Origin of the sequence: Agromyces sp. ISL-38, from assembly GCF_018613935.1 — a bacterium.
Classification (GTDB): Bacteria; Actinomycetota; Actinomycetes; order Actinomycetales; family Microbacteriaceae; genus Agromyces.
Map to the genome: position 1 here is coordinate 108,816 of NZ_JAGGPF010000009.1, position 18,530 is coordinate 127,345.

The 18,530-nt window shown below is 69.8% G+C and carries 17 protein-coding genes; 4 read left to right on the plus strand and 13 right to left on the minus strand.

Annotation, left to right across the window (positions count from 1 at the left end):
- Window positions 1–4: 4 nt before the first annotated feature.
- Complete coding sequence (locus J7E25_RS07930; RefSeq protein ID WP_308164432.1) at window positions 5–1,327, minus strand: enolase C-terminal domain-like protein; 1,323 nt, start codon at window positions 1,325–1,327, stop codon at window positions 5–7.
- A complete protein-coding gene (locus J7E25_RS07935; protein WP_215009208.1) occupies window positions 1,320–2,216 on the minus strand; it encodes an NAD(P)-dependent oxidoreductase in 897 nt (298 codons plus the stop codon). Before J7E25_RS07935 ends, J7E25_RS07930 begins: the two co-directional genes overlap by 8 nt.
- Before the next feature lie 104 nt (window positions 2,217–2,320).
- Between J7E25_RS07935 and J7E25_RS07940 the strand changes: the two genes are divergently transcribed.
- Window positions 2,321–3,283, plus strand: a complete 963-nt coding sequence (locus tag J7E25_RS07940; RefSeq protein ID WP_214869551.1) for an acetylxylan esterase — start codon at window positions 2,321–2,323, stop codon at window positions 3,281–3,283.
- Window positions 3,284–3,329: 46 nt separating this feature from the next.
- On the opposite strand, the gene J7E25_RS07945 is transcribed toward J7E25_RS07940, so the two are convergent.
- The 4 genes from J7E25_RS07945 to J7E25_RS07960 all read right to left on the minus strand — a co-directional run bounded on the left by J7E25_RS07945 (window position 3,330) and on the right by J7E25_RS07960 (window position 7,501).
- Window positions 3,330–4,031 (minus strand): SGNH/GDSL hydrolase family protein, encoded by a 702-nt coding sequence (locus J7E25_RS07945; RefSeq protein ID WP_251038881.1) that lies wholly within the window; start codon window positions 4,029–4,031, stop codon window positions 3,330–3,332.
- Window positions 4,032–4,133: 102 nt separating this feature from the next.
- Window positions 4,134–4,682, minus strand: coding sequence for a hypothetical protein (locus J7E25_RS07950; protein ID WP_214869553.1), 549 nt, complete (start codon window positions 4,680–4,682; stop codon window positions 4,134–4,136).
- Window positions 4,683–4,954: 272 nt separating this feature from the next.
- The gene (locus tag J7E25_RS07955; RefSeq protein WP_374196198.1) at window positions 4,955–6,022 is read right to left on the minus strand and encodes an aspartate-semialdehyde dehydrogenase; all 1,068 of its coding nucleotides are present in this window, start codon (window positions 6,020–6,022) and stop codon (window positions 4,955–4,957) included.
- Between the two features lie 204 nt (window positions 6,023–6,226).
- Complete coding sequence (locus J7E25_RS07960; protein WP_214869557.1) at window positions 6,227–7,501, minus strand: aspartate kinase; 1,275 nt, start codon at window positions 7,499–7,501, stop codon at window positions 6,227–6,229.
- 104 nt (window positions 7,502–7,605) lie between these two features.
- On the opposite strand from J7E25_RS07960, the gene J7E25_RS07965 reads away from it, so the two are divergent.
- The gene (locus J7E25_RS07965) at window positions 7,606–8,100 is read left to right on the plus strand and encodes a hypothetical protein (protein ID WP_214869559.1); all 495 of its coding nucleotides are present in this window, start codon (window positions 7,606–7,608) and stop codon (window positions 8,098–8,100) included.
- A 13-nt stretch (window positions 8,101–8,113) separates the two neighbouring features.
- Here the strand turns inward: J7E25_RS07965 and J7E25_RS07970 are convergent, their stop codons facing one another.
- The 5 genes from J7E25_RS07970 to J7E25_RS07990 are packed head-to-tail and all read right to left on the minus strand — an operon-like array spanning window position 8,114 to window position 14,012.
- Window positions 8,114–8,467: a nuclear transport factor 2 family protein gene (locus J7E25_RS07970; protein WP_214869560.1), complete on the minus strand. Its 354-nt coding sequence runs from the start codon at window positions 8,465–8,467 to the stop codon at window positions 8,114–8,116.
- Between the two features lie 47 nt (window positions 8,468–8,514).
- Window positions 8,515–9,219: an alpha/beta fold hydrolase gene (locus tag J7E25_RS07975; RefSeq protein WP_214869561.1), complete on the minus strand. Its 705-nt coding sequence runs from the start codon at window positions 9,217–9,219 to the stop codon at window positions 8,515–8,517.
- Window positions 9,220–9,270: 51 nt separating this feature from the next.
- Complete coding sequence (gene recR / locus J7E25_RS07980; RefSeq protein WP_129519821.1) at window positions 9,271–9,867, minus strand: recombination mediator RecR; 597 nt, start codon at window positions 9,865–9,867, stop codon at window positions 9,271–9,273.
- 2 nt (window positions 9,868–9,869) lie between these two features.
- Window positions 9,870–12,533, minus strand: coding sequence for a DNA polymerase III subunit gamma and tau (locus J7E25_RS07985; protein ID WP_214869562.1), 2,664 nt, complete (start codon window positions 12,531–12,533; stop codon window positions 9,870–9,872).
- Window positions 12,534–12,536: 3 nt separating this feature from the next.
- Entirely contained in the window at window positions 12,537–14,012 is a 1,476-nt protein-coding gene (locus J7E25_RS07990; RefSeq protein ID WP_214869563.1) for an NAD(P)/FAD-dependent oxidoreductase, read from the minus strand.
- A gap of 113 nt (window positions 14,013–14,125) precedes the next feature.
- Here J7E25_RS07990 and J7E25_RS07995 point away from each other — a divergent pair, with 113 nt between their 5' ends.
- Both J7E25_RS07995 and J7E25_RS08000 read left to right on the plus strand, forming a co-directional pair.
- Entirely contained in the window at window positions 14,126–14,497 is a 372-nt protein-coding gene (locus J7E25_RS07995; protein ID WP_214869564.1) for a TraR/DksA C4-type zinc finger protein, read from the plus strand.
- A 101-nt stretch (window positions 14,498–14,598) separates the two neighbouring features.
- Window positions 14,599–15,051, plus strand: coding sequence for a hypothetical protein (locus J7E25_RS08000; protein WP_214869566.1), 453 nt, complete (start codon window positions 14,599–14,601; stop codon window positions 15,049–15,051).
- 25 nt (window positions 15,052–15,076) lie between these two features.
- On the opposite strand, the gene J7E25_RS08005 is transcribed toward J7E25_RS08000, so the two are convergent.
- Together J7E25_RS08005 and pta are read right to left on the minus strand one after the other, a co-directional pair.
- Entirely contained in the window at window positions 15,077–16,282 is a 1,206-nt protein-coding gene (locus J7E25_RS08005; RefSeq protein ID WP_214869568.1) for an acetate/propionate family kinase, read from the minus strand.
- Entirely contained in the window at window positions 16,279–18,501 is a 2,223-nt protein-coding gene (gene pta, locus J7E25_RS08010) for a phosphate acetyltransferase (protein WP_214869570.1), read from the minus strand. The genes J7E25_RS08005 and pta overlap by 4 nt, the downstream gene beginning before the upstream one ends.
- Window positions 18,502–18,530 lie beyond the last annotated feature (29 nt).

An 18,530-nucleotide genomic window follows, 5' to 3' on the forward strand; every position in this document is an offset into this window, starting at 1 on the left:
CGAACTACGGCGCGATGAGCCCGCCCGAGAGATCGCGCACGCCGGCCGCCCAGGCGTCGTGTGCCGAGAGGCCCGGCGGAAAGTTCGCGGCGGCCTTCTCGTCGAGATCGATGCCCCAGCCGGGTGCGGCGTTCGGCGTCATCCAGCCGTCGACGATCTCGATCGTGCCTGGGAACACCTCGCGCACCTGGTCGGAGAAGACATGGCCTTCCTGGATGCCGAAAGCCGCCGTCGTGACGTCGAGTGCGACATTCGCGGCAGCGGCGATCGGCGATGTGTCGCCCGGCGCGTGCCACGCGGTGCGCACGCCGAAGAACTCGGCGAGGATCGCGAGCTTCCGGGCAGGCGTGAGCCCGCCGATCGCGGAGATGTGTGAGCGGATGAGATCGACGCCGCCGCCACTGATGAGGCGGGCGGCGTCCGTCACGGAGGTCGTGAGCTCGCCGACCGCAATCGGCACGGGCGATGCGGCGCGCACCTCGGGCAGCCGGTCCCAGTGCTCGGGCGCGATGACGTCTTCGAGGAAGAACAGCCGGTATGCCTCGAGCGAGCGGGCGAGGGTGACCGCCTGCTTCGGGCTGAGGCGCGAGTGAACGTCGTGCAGCAGGCCGACCTCGTCGCCGAGCTCGGCCCGCGCCCGCTCGAAGAGTCGCGGCGTCTGCGCGAGGTACTCGTCGACGCTCCAGCCGCGCGGATAGGGTGCCGAGGCACGGGCCGACAGTCCGGATGGCGCTGAGCCGTACGTGCCGATTCCGCGCTGACCGGTCTGCAGCCGGACGTTGGTGAATCCCTGAGCAACGAGCTCGTGCGCGCGCTCGATCGTCTGCTCCATCGTGGAGCCGGAAGCGTGAAGGTAGGTGTCAGCGGCGGCACGAACTCGGCCGCCGAGCAGTTCGTATACGGGACGACCGGCGCGCTTTCCCGCGATGTCCCACAGCGCCATGTCGAGTCCCGAAATAGCGTTGTTCGTCACAGGACCCTCGCGCCAATACCCCGAGAAGCGGGCGAGCCGCACCAGGTCCTCGATGTCGCCGGGGTAGCGGCCGATCACGAGGCGGGCGAGGTGCTCCTCGACGAAGGCAACCACGGCGTGCCAACGCTGTGTCAACGTCGCGCACCCGAGACCGAAGAGGCCGGGCACGTTGGTGTCGACGCGCACCACGACGAGGGGAATTCCCTCCGGCGCGGTCACGATCGCTCGTACACCCGTGATGCGTGTGTCGTCGGGCGCCGGCCAGGGTTGAGCGAAGGTGGAGAATGCCTCCACGGCGGCCGACTCGGGTTCTGCCAGGGCTGCCGGCTCCGTTGCAGTGGGTGAGTCAAGCACTGAGAGCTCCTCGGTCGACCGCCTGGACGGTCGTGTCGTTGTCGTGGTCCGGGCGGTGGATGGAGTAGCGAGGGGTGAAGCCGAGCAGGGTGCGCGCCCTGGTCGTGTCGATGAGCGACTCGCGCGGGCCGATCCGGCGGCGCACGGGAATCCCCGGGGCGAACTCGCTGAGCAGGTCGGCGGTCGAGCGGCCGACAAGCGGATCCTCGGCGGAGACTCCCACGACGACGGCGCCCTCGACGGAGGCCTTCAGAGCCGCGTGAACGACCCGGGCGGCGTCGCGGAGATCGAGGTACGACCAGCCCTCCCGGGCGTTGGACGCGGGGTCCGCATCCGAGCGCCGCTTCCGCGCGAGGAGGCTGTCAGGGGAACCGACGAAGGGAAAACGCAGCGACACCACGGTGGTGCCCCAACCGCGGTGGGCCATGCGCGCGGAGTTCTCGTCGGCCAACTTTGAAAGCGAGTAGGCATCGGCGATGTCCGTAGGGATGTCCTCATCGATGGGGAAGTAGGCGGGCATCACGTTGTGCGGGTTCATCGGCACGCCGAAAGCGTTGATGCTGCTCGCGAGCACGACGCGATGGATACCGCGCTCGCCTGCCTCTGCGAGCACGGTGAACGTCGAGGTGATGTTCGAGGTGAAGACCTCCCTCGGGGTACCGAGTGAGGGGTGCGGGATGGCGGCGAGGTGCACGATCGCGTCGGCGCCCTCAGCCGCTCGGGACACGACCTCGGGCGAACGGGCGTCGCCGATCTCGACGCGGTCGGCCGATGTGGGTCCCGCGAACTCCAGGGAAAGGGCCGTCACGCCGAATCCCGAGCGCACGAGGTGGTCGGTGACGGCACGCCCGATCTGACCGTCGGCACCTGTCACCAATATGCGCGTCATGGGCATCCCTTCACACCGCTCGATCGTCCGGTCGGCGTCGACGTCCGTCTAGGCTAGCGCAAGCGGTTTCGCAATGGGGAGAATTCTCGCTAGTGTGACTGCTCATGGCGCACTTCGACCTCCCGGTCCCGGAGCTTCGTTCGTTCCGAGCCCCCGACATCCCTCCGCCGGAATTCGACGAGTACTGGGCGACCGCACTCGCGGAGGCCGCCGGGCATCCGTTGAACGCGAGGTTCACTCCCGTCCACTCCGGTTACGTCGCCGTGCGCACGTTCGACGTGTCGTTCGTGGGCGCGGAGGGCGCGCGCGTGGCCGGGTGGCTGCATCTGCCGGCCTTCGCGGAGGGCCCCTACCCGGCCGTCGTCGAGTACCTCGGTTACACAGGCAGCCGCGGCCTCCCGCACCAGCGCATCGAATACGCCGCCGCAGGCTACGCGCATTTCATCATGGACACGCGCGGCCAGGGGCCCGATACGGCGGACCCGACCGAGGACGACGGTGCGCCGCACTGGGGGATCGTCACCCGCGGGCTGCTCGATCCCGCGCGCAGCTACTACAAGCGCGTGTTCGTCGATGCCGTGCGCGCGCTCGACGCGATCGCCGCGCACGAGGAGATCGACGCGTCCCGCGTCGCGGTCGCCGGCGTCAGTCAGGGCGGCGGCATCTCGATCGCCGCGGCGTCGCTCAGCGACATCCCTTCGCTCGCGCTCGTCGATGTCCCGTTCCTCTGTCACTTCTCGCGCGCGGTGCGCCTCACCGACGTCGACCCCTACGGCTCGATTTCGAGGTACCTCGCGCGGTTTCCCGGCCGAGCGGATGCCGCGTTCGAGACGCTCTCGTACGTCGACGGCGTTCACCACGCCGGTCGAGCAGATGTGCCCGTGCTCATGTCCGTGGGCCTGATGGACCCGGTCTGCCCTCCATCCACTGTCTTCGCGGCGTTCAACAACTGGCGAGGCACTGACAGGGAGATGGTCGAGTATCCGTTCAACGGCCACGAGGGCGGCGACCAGCTGCAACTGCGGCGTCGGCTCGACTGGCTCGCACAACGCTGGGGCGACCGCTGAGGCGTACCGCGCGTGGAGGAGTCGCCAGAGAAGGCGGCGATCGGCGTCAGAGGCCGAGACGCTCGAGCTCGGCGTCCATCCTGCGGGCGAGTTCGGCATATCCGTCGTCGTTCGGGTGGATGACGTCGGACGACATCCACTCCGGATGGCCCTCGAGCCAGTGCGAGGCGCCCGCGATGTAGTCGGCGTCGACTCGGCCTGCGGCATCCTCGACCCACTCGACGATCTGCTCGAACGCTTCCGGTCGATCATCCTGATACCAGAACGGCTCGACAACCACGAGCCGTGCATCGGGTAGCTCGGTGCGGAATCGCTCGAGGTCGTCGGCGATCGCCTCGCGGATCTCGTCGGCGGCCGACGGCATCGAGAACGCATCGTTCAACCCCATCGTCACGAGGACGATGTCGGGCGACGGCTCGTGGTCGACGATCTGGTCGACGAGGTCGCCGGCGGGAGCGAGACCTCGATTGTTCACGTAGCCGAGACCGTCGACGCTCGGATTGAACTCGTACCAGCCTCGGTCGGCGCAGACGATCGTCGACCAGCGGCGGTCGGGTGAGCTGGCGCCCGTGCCGCGCGTGTAGGAGTCGCCGTAGAAGGCGGCGATCGTCGCTCCCCGCGTGGGAGCCGGAGCAGGCACATCCGCTGACGCGACGCACGCCGTGAGCAGCGTTGCCGCCGCCGCGACAACCGCCGAGGCGAATGCCGCCCGACTCCTCAGCGCATGCAACATCGTGGATTTCAGCATAGGCGCGGGAACGCTATCGCTTGCGGCGTGCGACGCGCGCTCGAGACGCGAGAACGGCCCGCTGCGGATGATCCGCAGCGGGCCGTTCGTGTCGTGGACGACTCAGCGACGCTTGGCGGCCAGACGCGGCGCGACAAGGGCGGCGCCGAGCGCGAGCGCGCCGATGCCGACGAAGGGCAGCCAGCCCGACTCGAAGCCGGTCTCCGCGAGCTTGGCTCCGCCGTCACCGCCGCCTGCGGGCGGGTCGGACGGGGTCGGCGTGGGGGTCGGCGTCGGAGTCGGGGTGGGAACGGGCGCCTGCTCCTGCGTGAACGAGTAGTGGCTGATTTCCTTGCCGCTCGAGTGCTCGATCACCACGGATTCCTGCGGCGGGTCGACCTCGTAGTACTCGGGTCCGTTCCCCTGCTGAACCGAGCCGGCCTTGACGCAGTAGGAGGTGATGACGTAGCCCTCGTCTGCGGTGATCTCGTAGGTGAGATTGCCTCCGCCGAGGTTGATCTTGCCTGAGTCACCCTCTCCGCAGACCGCCTCGGCGACAACGGCGGCGGTCGCGTCGGGGATCACCTCCTCCGCGAATGCGGGAGCCGCGAAGAAGAGTGAGGCGCCGCCGATGAGGACGGCAGTTATGGGTACGACGGACGTGATCTTCATTTGTGAGGAACTTTCGGGTAAGTGGGCTGGGGGCACCCGGCACCCACAAAGGGTGACGGGGAGAGAGATCCGTTCCGCTTCGGGCACGCGAAGAACCGGTAGGTCACCCCACCGATCCGTCGACGAACGGACCTCGTCCGCTCTTGCTTCGGGCATGCGAAGAGCGGTGGGTCTCCCCACCGCTCTTCAACGAACGGACGCTCGGCTACGGTAGCGGAAGCGCCCACACCTTCGGATCCCCCAAATCAGGGGCCACGTCGGATTCTCCCCGGTCAGACCGCCGCGGGCAGCTGCAGCTTCGTCGCCAGGAGCTCTGCGATCTGCACGGCGTTCAGCGCCGCTCCCTTGCGCAGGTTGTCGTTCGAGACGAAGAGCACGAGGCCCTTGCCGTCGGGCGCCGACTGGTCTTGGCGAATGCGGCCGACGTAGCTCGGGTCGGTGCCGGCGGCCTGGAGCGGCGTGGGCACGTCGGAGAGCGCGACGCCCGGGGCATCCGCGAGCACCTCGGTCGCCCGCTCGGGTGTGATGGGGTTCGCGAACTCGGCGTTGATCGAGAGCGAGTGACCCGTGAAGACGGGCACGCGCACACACGTGCCGGCGACGCGAAGGCCCGGCAGCTCGAGGATCTTGCGGCTCTCGTTGCGGAGCTTCTTCTCCTCATCGGTCTCGTAGTCGCCGTCGTCGACGATCGAGCCCGCGAGCGGGATCACGTCGAACGCGATCGTGCGCGGGAACTTGTGCGCCTCGGGGAACTCGACCGCACGGCCATCGTGCACGAGCCCGATGGTGTCTTGCGCAACTGCGGCGCGCGCCTGCTCGAGCAGCTCCTCGCCACCCGAGAGTCCGGCTCCCGACACGGCCTGGTACGTGCTCACGACGAGGCGCTCGAGGCCGGCTTCCTCGTGCAGCACCTTCAGCACGGGCATGGCCGCCATGGTCGTGCAGTTCGGGTTCGCGATGATGCCCTTCACGGCCTCGTCGATCGCGTGCGGATTGACCTCGCTCACGACGAGCGGCACGTCGGGGTCCATGCGCCAGCCCGACGAGTTGTCGATGACGGTCACGCCGGCCGCGGCGTAGCGCGGGGCCTGTGCCTTGGAGAGCGTGGCACCCGCGGAGAAGATCGCGATGTCGAGCCCCGTCGGGTCGGCGGTCGATGCGTCTTCGATGACGATCTCCTCGCCCTTCCACGGCAGGGTCGTGCCCGCAGACCGCGCCGAGGCGAAGTAGCGGATCGACGCGACCGGGAAGTCGCGCTCCTCGAGCAGGCGTCGCACGACCGCGCCGACCTGCCCGGTGGCGCCGACGACGCCGATGTTCACTCCGTTGCTGCTGACCACGATCACTCCTCCATGACCCGCTCGGCCGGTCGGCCGACGGGAACGCTCATTCCAGTTTGCAGGACATTTGCCGGTGGGAAGGACGCCTGAGCCTGCAAGTGTCCTACGAAGGCAGGAAAGTCATGCAAGGCGGCAGGGATTCGGTGTCACGCTTCACCGCGAATCGAGCGGATGCGGCATCCGCTCGCCCACCGGATGCCCCGATCAGCGGCCGGTGCCGGCGTGCACGACCGCGTCGTCTTCGCCGTCGAGGTCGAACGCCGTGTGCACGGCGCGCGCGGCGGCGTGCACGCTGTCGGCGCGCGTGACGACCGAGATGCGGATCTCGCTCGTCGAGATCATCTCGATGTTGATGCCCGCTTCGTAGAGCGCCTCGAACAGTCGCGCCGAGACGCCCGCTGCCGAGCGCATGGCGGCGCCGACGAGCGAGACCTTGCCGATCTGGTCGTCGTACTGCAACGAGGTGAAGCCCACGGCTTCTTGCGCGCTCGAGAGCGCGGTGAGCGCCCGCTGCCCATCGGTCTTCGGCAGGGTGAACGAGATGTCGGTGCGCCCCGTGGAGGCGGCGGAGACATTCTGCACGATCATGTCGACGTTCGCGTTCGTGTTGGCGACGATCTTGAAGATCTTGGCGGCGACGCCGGGCACGTCGGGCACGCCGACGATCGTGATCTTGGCCTCGGTGAGGTCGACCGCGACACCGGCGATGACGGACTCTTCCACAGTTTCTCCTTCGGGAAGACGCGAGGGGTCGTAGACGATCGTTCCCTCGCTGTTGTTGAACGACGAACGCACGTGCAGGGTCACGCCGTGCCGGCGAGCGAACTCGACCGCCCTGATGTGCAAGACCTTGGCTCCGGATGCCGCGAGCTCGAGCATCTCCTCGCTCGTGATGCGGTCGAGCTTGCGGGCCTTCTTCACCACGCGCGGGTCGGACGTGAACACGCCGTCGACATCAGTGTAGATCTCGCAGATGTCGGCTTCCAGGGCTGCCGCGAGCGCCACCGCCGTGGTGTCGCTGCCGCCGCGGCCGAGGGTCGTGATGTCGCGCGTGTCGCGGTTGAAGCCCTGGAAGCCGGCGACGATGACGATGGCGCCGTCGTCGAGCGCCTCGCGGAGCCGAACCGGGGTGACGTCGACGATGCGGGCGGCGCCGTGCGTGGCATCCGTGATCATGCCGGCCTGGCTGCCCGTGAACGAACGCGCCTCATGGCCCATGCTCTTGATCGCCATCGCGAGCAGCGCCATGGAGATGCGCTCCCCCGCAGAGAGCAGCATGTCGAGCTCACGTGGTGCCGGGATCGGCGTGACCTCATTCGCGAGATCGAGCAGCTCGTCGGTCGTGTCGCCCATCGCAGAGACGGCCACGACGACGTCGTTGCCCGCCTTGCGAGTCTCGACGATGCGCTTGGCGACCCGCTTGATGCTCTCGGCGTCGGCGACAGACGATCCGCCGTATTTCTGCACGATCAAGCTCACGTGGTCTCCCAGGGTGATTGCCGGCGCCGTCGCGCCCGGAGACCTAATCATACGGCGACGCGTATACGTGCCCGGCAATGTGACGGCGGCGGTAGAGTGCGCTCATGTCGGAGGCGCTCGAGGGCTGGACGGAGTTCAACGTCGCCATGGTCGGAGCGACCGCGGCACTCGCTGGCCTGCTCATCGTGGCGATGTCGGTGAACATCGGCGAGATCATGAAGTCGCCCACGCTGCCGTCGCGCGCCGCCGCGTCGATCGCCACGCTCGTGCTCGCCATCGTCGCTGGGGCGCTCGGCCTCATGCCCGGACAGCTGACCTGGGCCTATGGGGCGGAGGTGCTCGTCGCCACGCTGGTGGCGGCCGCCTTCCAGGTGCACGCGATTCGGGTCATCTCCCGCGATGCTCACGTTTCGACCGGCGTCCGGGTCTTGAAGGCCGTGTCGGGTCTCGTTCCGATCGCGGCATTCCTCGCAGGCGCGGTGCTCATCCTCGCCGGGGTGGCGGGCGCGGGGCTCGTCGCGGTCGCGATCGGGTCGGTGCTCGCCGTGGTGGCGGCGATCCTCATGGCGTGGGTCGTGCTCGTCGAGGTGCTGCGCTGACGAACTTCGCCGATCAGTGCGGCCGCGGCATGTACCACTCCGTGAACTCGGTCGCCCGGCCTTCTGGGCCGAGCCGGACGATCCACAGGTTCAGGTAGTCCTTCTCGGCGGGGTACTCCGTGCGCCCCTGCACGACCACGAACCCCTCGTCTTCGTGCAGGATCTTCCAGTCGAACGACCACGTGCCCGGTTCGTCGAGGTCCTTCAGCCAGCCGGCGACGATCGCGTCGCGGCCTCGGCGCGGCTCGGCGTCGGGACTCGTGAAGTACGCGGCGTCATCGGTGAACAACGCCCCGATCTGCTCGGGATCGTTCGACTCCCACGCCGCGACGTAGTTCGCGACCCATTCCGCTCCTGCGCTCGCCATGGGTCCCGGTCTAGTCGCGCGGCGGAGCGACGTCAAGGGTCGCCTCGTCAGGCGGGTGCTCCCTGGACCTCCTCGATGAAGGCCGCGATGGCGTCGGCGAGCTCCTCGGGCCGAGCGAGCGCGATGAGGTGCCCGGCGTCGATCTCCACGGGATCCGTGCCGGCACGTTCTCGCGAGAGGCGCCGCATGAAATCGATCGGGAACAGCCGGTCGGCGGTTCCGGCAATCACCCGAATTGGGATCGTGCGCCACGCGGTCGCCCGATTGGCGGACTCGAACGGCCGGTCGGACTGCGGCGGATCGCCGCGCTCGGTGAGCCGCTCGACGACGTCGGCGGGCACGTCATGCAGGAATATCGACACGTCATCGAACGAGGCGTCGGGGTCACGTCCCTCGCGCAGATTGAGCGCCCGTTGCGCGGCCGGCTGGCCGGTGGCCTCCCACCATTCGCCGGAGGTCTCACCAGGTTCCGGGATCATCGCTGCAACGAACACGATGAGCGACAGCGGAATCCGCTCGGCAACCTCCACAGCGGTGAACGCGCCAAGTGATTGCGCCACGACCACGACGTCGCTCCGGTCGCCGATGGCGCGCACCACCGCGTCGGCGTACTCGGGGATGCCGGCCGAATCGTCGGCTGCGGGCAGGTCGGGTGCGATGACCTCCCAGCCGCGTTTCTCGAGCTCTGGCGCGACGAGGTGCCAGTAGTACGAGTCTCCCCCGGCGCCGGGGATCAAGACGATGGTCGTCATCTCGCTCCTCACGCCCCCATATCGCCGATGGCGACCACTGCGGTATCGCCGCTAGCCGACGACCCTACGGCCCTCGAACGCGCGACCGAGCGTGACCTCGTCGGCGTACTCGAGGTCACCGCCGACGGGAAGACCCGAGGCGAGCCGCGTGACGCGGATCTCGAGCGTGGTGAGGAGGCGGCTGAGGTAGGTGGCCGTCGCCTCGCCCTCGAGGTTGGGGTCGGTGGCGATGATGACCTCGGTGACGGTTCCGTCGGCGAGGCGCTGCATGAGCTGGCGGATGCGGAGCTCGTCGGGACCGATGCCGTCGATCGGGCTGATGGCGCCGCCGAGCACGTGGTAGAGGCCGCGGAACTCGCGCGTGCGCTCGATTGCGACGACGTCTTTCGCCTCTTCGACGACGCAGATCAGCGCGGGGTCGCGGCGGGGGTCACGGCAGATGGAGCACGTGGCCTGCTCGGAGACGTTGCCGCAGATCTCGCAGAAGCGCACCTTCTCGCGCACCTCGGCGAGGATCTCGGCGAGCCGGGTGACGTCGAAGTGCTCGGTCTGCACGATGTGGAACGCGATGCGCTGCGCCGACTTGGGGCCGATGCCGGGGAGGCGGCCGAGTTCGTCGATCAGCTCTTGGACGATGCCTTCGTACACGCCTACCCACGCTCCCCGAAGCCGGGCCGCCCGGGCGCCTCGACCTCTTCGAGGAAGGTGGCGCCGAGCACCTCGCGCACGACCGATTCACCGTAGCGCTGGATGCCGCCACCGCCAGTCGCGCCGGCGGGCGCCGAGTCGGGCACGGATGCCTCGGTCACGATCTCAGGCACGGGACCCGGGTCGAACGGCGGCTCGAAGTCTTCGGGCGGCGCATCGGAGTCATCGGGGACGTCGTCATCGGAGGGAACGTCGGCCACGGCGATGGAGGTGACGGATGCGGCAACAGCGTTGGACGTGGTCGCCGTCGCGCTCGCGGCACCGGCAGCGCCGGCCGTGAGCGATTCGGATGCCGAGTCGGCAGGCTCTGAGAGCGAGTCGGAGGCCGGATCAGCACGTGCCTCGTCGAGCTCGCTCGCGTCGTTCGGGATGGCGACCGTTGCCCAGGAGTCGACCGAGGCGGCGGGCGCAGCCGTAGCCGGTCGTTTGGTCGCCGCGTTCGGCGCGGCGCTCAACTTGCCCGCGCTCGACGGGGCCGCAGCGCCCGACTTGCCCGCGCTCGACGGGGCCGCAGCGCTCGACTTGGTCGCCGCGCTCGACTTCGCCGCGCTCGACTTGGTCGCCGCGCTCGGCTCGGTCGCGGTGGCGACCTTGGTCGCCGCGTTCGGCGTGCGCTGGGTGGACGGGCCGGACGCGCCCGCTTGGGCTTCGTCGCCACGTGCAGGCCCCGTGGGCGCCTCGGTGGCGGACGCACCCGCGCCTGACACCGCGGGAATCGCGGGCGCCCTGGTCGGGGCACCGGTGGCGGAGGTACCCGCAGCGGTGCCGCCGATGTCGCCGCCACCCGCGCCTGGTGCCGTCGACGGCACATCGGAACCCGGTGCCGCCCCGCTGCGAGGCGCGGCGGAACCCGGCCCCTCGACCTTGGCGATGAACTTCACCCGAACGCCGAGCACCTCGATGATCGCGCCGCGCAGGAGTTCGCTCACGCTCTGCCCGGGAGCGCCGCCGCGGAATCCCGCGACGTCGTGCTCGCTCGGGAACGCGAGTACGAGCACGTCGTCGTCGCGGAACTCGCGCACTTGGGCCGTGAAGGCGACCATCCACGCGCTGCGCTTGGTGCGCTGCAACGATGCCAGCACCTCGGGCCAGGCGTCGCGCACCTGCTGGAGGGTGACCGGGCCGACCGGCTTCGCGGGCACGGATGGCGCAGACGATGCCGCGGCGCCCTGCGGTTCCGTCGACGCGGACGGAACCGGCGGGGGCGTTCGCGAAGGCGTGGAAGCCCCAGCTGCCGTGGCGGGCGCACGCGAGGGTTCGGTCGCAGCAGCGGCGCCTTCCCCACCGGCACCGGAGGGGCGTGGAGCCTCCGCAGCGGCGCGGGCGGGTACCGGCGGCGCCACCGGCGCGACGGGCGCCACCGGCGCGGCGGGCGTCGACCCCGCAGCCGATGGCGCACGGACGGGCGGCGCCGGGCTCGCGGCATCGGTCGCGGCATCAGACACTCCGACCCGGCGCTCGAGGCGCTCGACCCGCGCGAGGGCTCCGCGCTCAGTGTCGTCGCTCGAGGGCACGAGCACGCGCGCGAGCATGAGCTCGAGATGCAGGCGCGGCGACGTGGCGCCGGTCATCTCGGTGAGGGTCTGGTTCACGAGATCGGCTACACGCGAGAGCTCGGCCGAACCGAAGGCCTTCGCCTGCGCGGCCATGCGGGCGAGCTCGTCGGCCGGGATGCCGCGGAGCACCGCGGCGGCGGCCTCGGGCGACGATGCCGCCACCACGATGAGGTCACGCAGGCGCTCGAGGAGGTCTTCGACGAAACGGCGCGGGTCTTGCCCCGTCTGCACCACGCGATCGGCGGCGGCGAAGGCGTTGGCGGCATCCCTCGCACCGATCGCATCGACGACCTCGTCGAGGAGCGCCGCGTGCGTGTAGCCGAGCAGCGCGACGGCGCGCTCGTAGTCGATGGTGGGGCCTTCGGAGCCGGCGATGAGCTGGTCGAGGAGCGACAACGTGTCTCGCGGCGACCCGCCACCGGCGCGCACGACGAGCGGGAGCACGCCGGGCGCGACCTCGACGCCCTCTTCGGTGCAGAGCTGTTGCACGTATTCGAGCATCGGGCCGGGCGGCACGAGCCGGAACGGGTAGTGGTGGGTGCGCGAGCGGATGGTGCCGAGCACCTTGTCGGGCTCGGTCGTGGCGAAGATGAACTTGATGTGCTCGGGCGGCTCTTCGACGAGCTTGAGCAACGCGTTGAAGCCCTGCGGCGTCACCATGTGCGCCTCGTCGAGGATGAAGATCTTGTAGCGGTCGCGAGCCGGCGCGAACACCGCGCGCTCGCGGAGGTCGCGCGCATCGTCGACGCCGTTGTGGCTCGCTGCGTCGATCTCGACGACGTCGAGCGAGCCGCTGCCCCCGCGCGAGAGCTCGATGCAGCTCGGGCACACGCCGCAGGGCGTGTCGGTCGGGCCCTCTGCGCAGTTGAGGCAGCGCGCGAGGATGCGAGCCGAAGTGGTCTTGCCGCAGCCGCGTGGACCGCTGAAGAGGTAGGCGTGGTTGACCCGGTCGGTTCGAAGCGCGGTCATGAGTGGCTCGGTCACCTGGGACTGGCCGATCATCTCGGCGAACGTCTCAGGCCGGTAGCGGCGATACAGGGCGGTGACCACGGCTCAATCGTAGTTCGCGCCGCCGACACCATTGCCGGATCCGGCGAACCCGCGGTGGCCGAACACATCGCGCAGCACGGTCTTCGCCGCCAGATGGCCGGCCATGCCGTGCACACCAGGCCCGGGAACCGTCGAAGCCGAGCACAGGTACACCCCCGGCATCGGCGTTCGCCAGGGCCGCCTGGCGAGCACCGGCCGCGCGAGCATGCTGCGCAGCGTGAGGAAGCCCGACCCGATGTCGCCGCCGATGAGGTTCGCGTCGTGCGCTTCGAGCTCGGCCGCGGTCGTCGCCCGCGACGCCAGCACGGCGTCACGGAAGCCGGGCGCGAACTCCTCGATGCGCGCCGTGATCTGCTCGGTCGCATCGAGGGTCGATCCGTGCGGCACGTGCGTGTACGCCCAGACGGTGTGCCGCCCGGCCGGCGCCCGCGACGGGTCGAAGAGGCTCGGCTGTGAGAGCAGCACATACGGATGCCGCGCCGGCCGGCCGGCCGTCACCTCGCGTTCCGCGGCCCACACGTCCTGCGCCGTGCCGCCGAGGTGCACGGTGCCGGCCTCGGCGAGTCGCTCGTCACCCCAGGGCACCGGTGCGGAGAGCGCGAAGTCCACCTTGCTGAGCCCGTTCCCCGGGCGTCCGCCGCCGCCGACGTATCGCCGGAGCGATCGCGCGGCCGAGTCCGGCAGGCGATCGCCGATGAGGCCGGGCAATCGCGCCAGCGCGACGTCGAGCACCACGGCATCGACCTCGCCGAGCTCCGCGATCGATGTCACCCGGGCATCCGTCTCGATGACGCCCCCGAGCGACAGGAGCTCGGCCACGAGCACGTCGACGATCGCCTGCGATCCGCCGATCGGGATCGGCCAGCCGTCACCATGCGCGAGCGTCGCGAGCATCAGTCCGGTCGCCGCCGAGCCGAACGAGGGCATCGGTCCGCTCGCGTGTGCTGCGACCCCTGCGATGAGGGCCGGTGCACTCGCGTCCCTGAATGTGCGGGCTCCTGCTCGCGTGGCGTGCAGCAGCACGCGAGCGCCGAAGCGAGCGGTGATCAGCGGATGCCGCGGCGGCAGCATCGACCCGAGCACCGATTCCACGAGCCGATCACGCTGCCGCACGAGCGGAGCGAACAGTCGCCGCCACGCTCGCCCGTCACGGCCGAGGTCATCGGCCGTTCTCTCGAGTGATCGCCACCCGATCGCGGATCGACCGGGCATCGCTTGCGCATAGGAGGCATCCGGAATCGCGAAGCGCACGCGATCAGCCAGCCCGATCTCCCGGAAGAACGGCGACGCGAGCGCCATCGGATGCACCGCCGAGCCCCAGTCGTGCAGGAAGCCGGGTTCGGTGAGTTGCAGCGTGCGCACGCCCCCGCCGATCGTCGGTTCGGCCTCGAACACCCGCACGTGCACGCCGGCGCGAGCGAGCGTGACCGCGGCAGCCAAGCCGTTCGGTCCGCTTCCGACGATCGCGACGCCTGACACGCGACCGAACCTAGTCGAGGTTGCGTCTCCCCACGCAATAATTCGCTGTCGGCGATGCCAAACGCTCCAAATCGACGTGGCGGGCGTACCATTCGGGAACCGGAAGGAGCGCCATGTCCACGACGATGACCCCGACCCAGCTCGAACGCTTCCAGGTGAAACTCCTGAATGAACGAGCCGACGCCGAGGAACGGTTCGCCGAGTTCGGCGATGTGATGAGCGAGGTCCGTGCCGCCCGCTCGGGCGCTTCCGCCGACGACGAACACGACCCCGAGGGCCCGACGATGACGCAGGAGTGGTCGCAGCGCACCGCTGTGCTCGCCGATGCACGAGCCGAGCTCAGCAACGTGGATCGGGCGCTCGCCCGCATTGCGGATGGGACCTACGGCATCTGCTCGCGTTGCGGCAAGCGCATCGCCGTCGCTCGGCTCGATGCCCGGCCGACCGCGGAGCTCTGCATCGACTGCGCCCGGCTCGTCGGCTGAGCCTCGGCCGAGGGCCCTCCGCTGAGCTGAGCGCGGTTCCGGCTCGCCGGCCGAGCCTCGCCGACGGCACTCGATGCCTCCGGCTTCCCATGGTTGGAGCGGTGCTCGCACTCTGGGCCGCCCTGACCCTCTCGGCGCTATCGAGCGCGACCGACGCGGGCTGGAACGAAGCGACTCGCGCGACCGGCTCGTACACGGCGCTCACGCTCGTCGCGCCGACGATCGTGAGCTGCACGGCAGCAGGCACCCTCTCGAAGACCCTTGTGGCGGTGTGGTCGTTCCCACCGGGGAGCGGCTACACCGCGCCGACGAACATCAACCTGTACTACTCGAGCAACGGCGTCATCGCGAATCTCTTGCCGATCGGGGCGGGCGGTGCAACGACGACCGGTTCCGGCGAAGGCCCCTACACGACGACCTACAACCTCGGCGTGCTCGGTATCGCGAGCACGACGGCGGCCATCGGCTTCGAGACCACCGTCAACGGCTGGACCTCCCCGCGGGTGACCCGGGTCGCGAACTGGCCGCTCACGGGTCCACGGACCTGCGCCTGATCAGATCGAACGATGCCCGGTGGCGTCAGCCCTCGACCGCCGCGAGCGTCTGGCGCGCGATTTCGAGTTCCTCGTTCGTGGGCACCACGAGTACCGCGGTGCGCGAGGCGTCGGTCGAGATGCGGCGCGCACCACTCCCCCGCGCCCGGTTGCGGTCGGTGTCGAGCTCGACGCCGAAGCCCTCGAGCCCGGCGAGCGACCATTCGCGAACGATCGGCGAGTTCTCGCCCACCCCCGCGGTGAACGCGATGGCATCGACGCGCCCGAGCTGGGCGGCGTAGGCGCCGACGTAGGCGCGAATGCGGTGCGTGTACACCTCGAGCGCGAGGGTTGCCGCTTCGTCACCGGACTCGAACGCGCCGACGAGGTCGCGCATGTCGCGATGGCCGCTGAGCCCGAGCACGCCGCTCTGCGAGTTCAGGAGCTTGTCGGTGGCGTCGGTGTCGAGCCCGGCGACGCGCTGCAGGTGCAGGAGCACTGCGGGGTCGATGTCGCCCGACCGGGTGCCCATCACGAGCCCCTCGAGCGGCGTCATCCCCATGCTCGTCTCGACCGAGCGCCCGCCCGAGACGGCGCAAGCGGATGCCCCGTTGCCGAGATGCAGCACGATCGTCCGCAGCTCCTCGACCGGTTGCCCGAGGAACTCCGCGGCCGCGCGAGAGACGAACCGATGCGAGGTGCCGTGGAAGCCATAGCGCCGCACGTGGTGCTTCGCGGCGAGCTCACGGTCGATCGCGTAGGTGTAGGCGGCGGGCGACAGCGTCTGGTGGAAAGCGGTGTCGAACACTGCGATGTGCGGTACGTCGGGGAACGCATGCTGCGCGGCGACGATGCCCGCGAGGTTCGCCGGGTTGTGCAACGGCGCGAGCTCCTCGAGCTGTTCGATCTCGCGCTTCACCTCGTCGGTCACGACCGTGGGCTCGACGAAGCGCGAGCCGCCCTGCACGACCCGGTGCCCCACCGCGACCGGCGGATGCGACTCGAGCGACGGCCCGTGCGCCGCGAACGCGTCGAGCATGAGCCGGAACGCCGCGTCGTGGTCGGCGATCTCCTCGTCGGTGTCCCACGTGTCGCGGTCGTTCTCGGCATCCTCACGGCGATGCTGCACGTGCCCCTCGGCCTGCCCGATCCGCTCGATGAGGCCGTTCGCGAGCGCGCGCCCGGCCTCGACGTCGATGAGCTGGTACTTCAGCGACGAGGAACCCGAGTTGACGACGAGGACGATGCTCATGAGGCATCCGCTCGGGGCTGGGTCTCGAGACGGCCCTCGGGGCCTTCTCGACCCGCAGATGACGAGGCATCCGCCGCCTGGATCGCCGTGATGGCCACGGTGTTCACGATGTCCTGCACGAGTGCGCCCCGCGAGAGGTCGTTGATCGGCTTTCGCAGGCCCTGCAGCACCGGCCCGATCGCCACTGCGCCCGACGAGCGCTGCACCGCCTTGTAGGTGTTGTTGCCCGTGTTGAGGTCAGGGAAGATGAACACGGTCGCCCGCCCGGCGACCTCGGAATCGGGCAGCTTCGTGCGTGCGACCGCGGCGTCGGCGGCGGCGTCGTACTGGATCGGTCCCTCGACCGCGAGGTGCGGGGCGCGCTCGCGCACGAGCTGCGTCGCACGGCGCACCTTGTCGACGTCGGCGCCCGACCCCGACTCGCCGGTGGAGTACGAGAGCATCGCGATGCGCGGCTCGATGCCGAACTGCGCCGCCGTCTCGGCCGACGAGACGGCGATGTCGGCGAGCTCCTCGGCGGTCGGAACTGGCACGACCGCGCAATCGCCGTAGACGAGCACGCGGTCGGCGAGCGCCATCAGGAACACGCTCGAGACGACCTCGACCCCAGGCTTCGTCTTGATGATCTCGAATGCCGGACGGATCGTGTGCGCCGTCGTGTGCGCGGCACCCGACACCATTCCGTCGGCGAGGCCCAGCTGCACCATCATCGTGCCGAAGTACGACACGTCGCTGACGGTCTCACGCGCCTGCTCGAGGCTGATGCCCTTGTGCGCGCGGAGCCGCTGGTACTCGTCGGCGAAGCGGTAGACGAGCACGTGGTCGTGGTTCGAGAGCACCGTCGCGCGCGAGATGTCGAGCCCGAGGCCGATCGCGCGGGAGCGCACCTCGATCTCCTCGCCGAGGATCGTGAGCTCCGCCACCTCACGCGCGAGCAGGGTGGCTGCCGCGCGCAGGATGCGGTCGTCGTCGCCTTCGGGGAGCACGATGTGCTTACGCACCCCGCGTGCCCGCTCGAGCAGGCCGTACTCGAACATGAGCGGCGTGACGACCTCGGCGCGCGCCACGTCGAGCAGGTCGAGCAGGCCCTGGCCGTCGACGTGCTTCTCGAAGAGCGAGAGCGCCGTGTCGCGCTTGCGCTGCGACTCCGCCGCGAGCCGGCCGCGTGCATGGGTGATGGCGAGCGCGGTGTCGTAGCTGCCGAACTCGGTGCGGATGATGGGCAGGCCCGCCTGCAGTCCGTCGACGAGTCGCTCCACCTGTTCGGCGAGCGGGAAGCCGCCGTTCAGCACGATTCCCGAGATCGACGGGAACGTCGCCGAGGCGTGCGCCGTGAGCACGCCGATCAGCACCTCGCTGCGATCGCCGGGCACCACGACGACCGACCCCTCGATGAGCCTGGTGAGCACGTTCTCCATCGACATCGCTGCGATGACCACGCCGAGCGCCTCGCGGTTCAGGAGGTCGGGGTCGCCGGCGTACAACTCGCCGTCGACCGCCGACATGATCGTGCGCATCGACGGGGCGACGAGGAACGGGTCTTCGGGAATGGCCCACACGGCGACGGATGTCTCGGCCAGCACCTCGGTGCCGGCGGCATCCGCTCCCGAACCGGCGGCCGCCCGCACCGCCTCGACGATCTCGATCAGCCGATCGGGATCGGCGCGGTTGGCCACGATGCCGAGGAGACTCGCGTGCTCGCGCCCGAGCTCCTCGACGGCGAGCTCGGTGAGCTGGGCGAGCTCGTCGGGGGTTCGCGCGTCGGAGTAGCCGAGTCGCTCGGAGTGACCGCGGCCCTCGCCGACGCGGCCACCGAGCACGAGCAGCACCGGGGCGCCGAGGTTCGCCGCGATGCGCGCGTTGTAGGCGAGCTCGGTGGGACTGCCGACATCCGTGAAGTCGGAACCGAGCACGACGACGGCATCGCAGCGGTCCTCGACGGCCTTGAATCGGCGCACGATCGTGGCCAGCGCGGCATCGGGATTCGCGTGCACGTCGTCGTAGCGCACGCCGATCGCGTCGTCGTAGTCGAGCTCGACCACGCCCTCGTGGCTGAGCAGCATCTCGAGCACGTAGTCGCGTTCGGCGACGGATCGGGCGATCGGACGGAACACGCCCACTCGCGTCGCGCGCCGGCTCAGGGTGTCGAGAGTGCCGAGCGCGACAGTGGACTTGCCGGTGTTGCCCTCAGCCGAGCAGATGTAGATGCGGTGCGCCACCCGCCCAGCCTATTGGGCGGGCTTCGCCG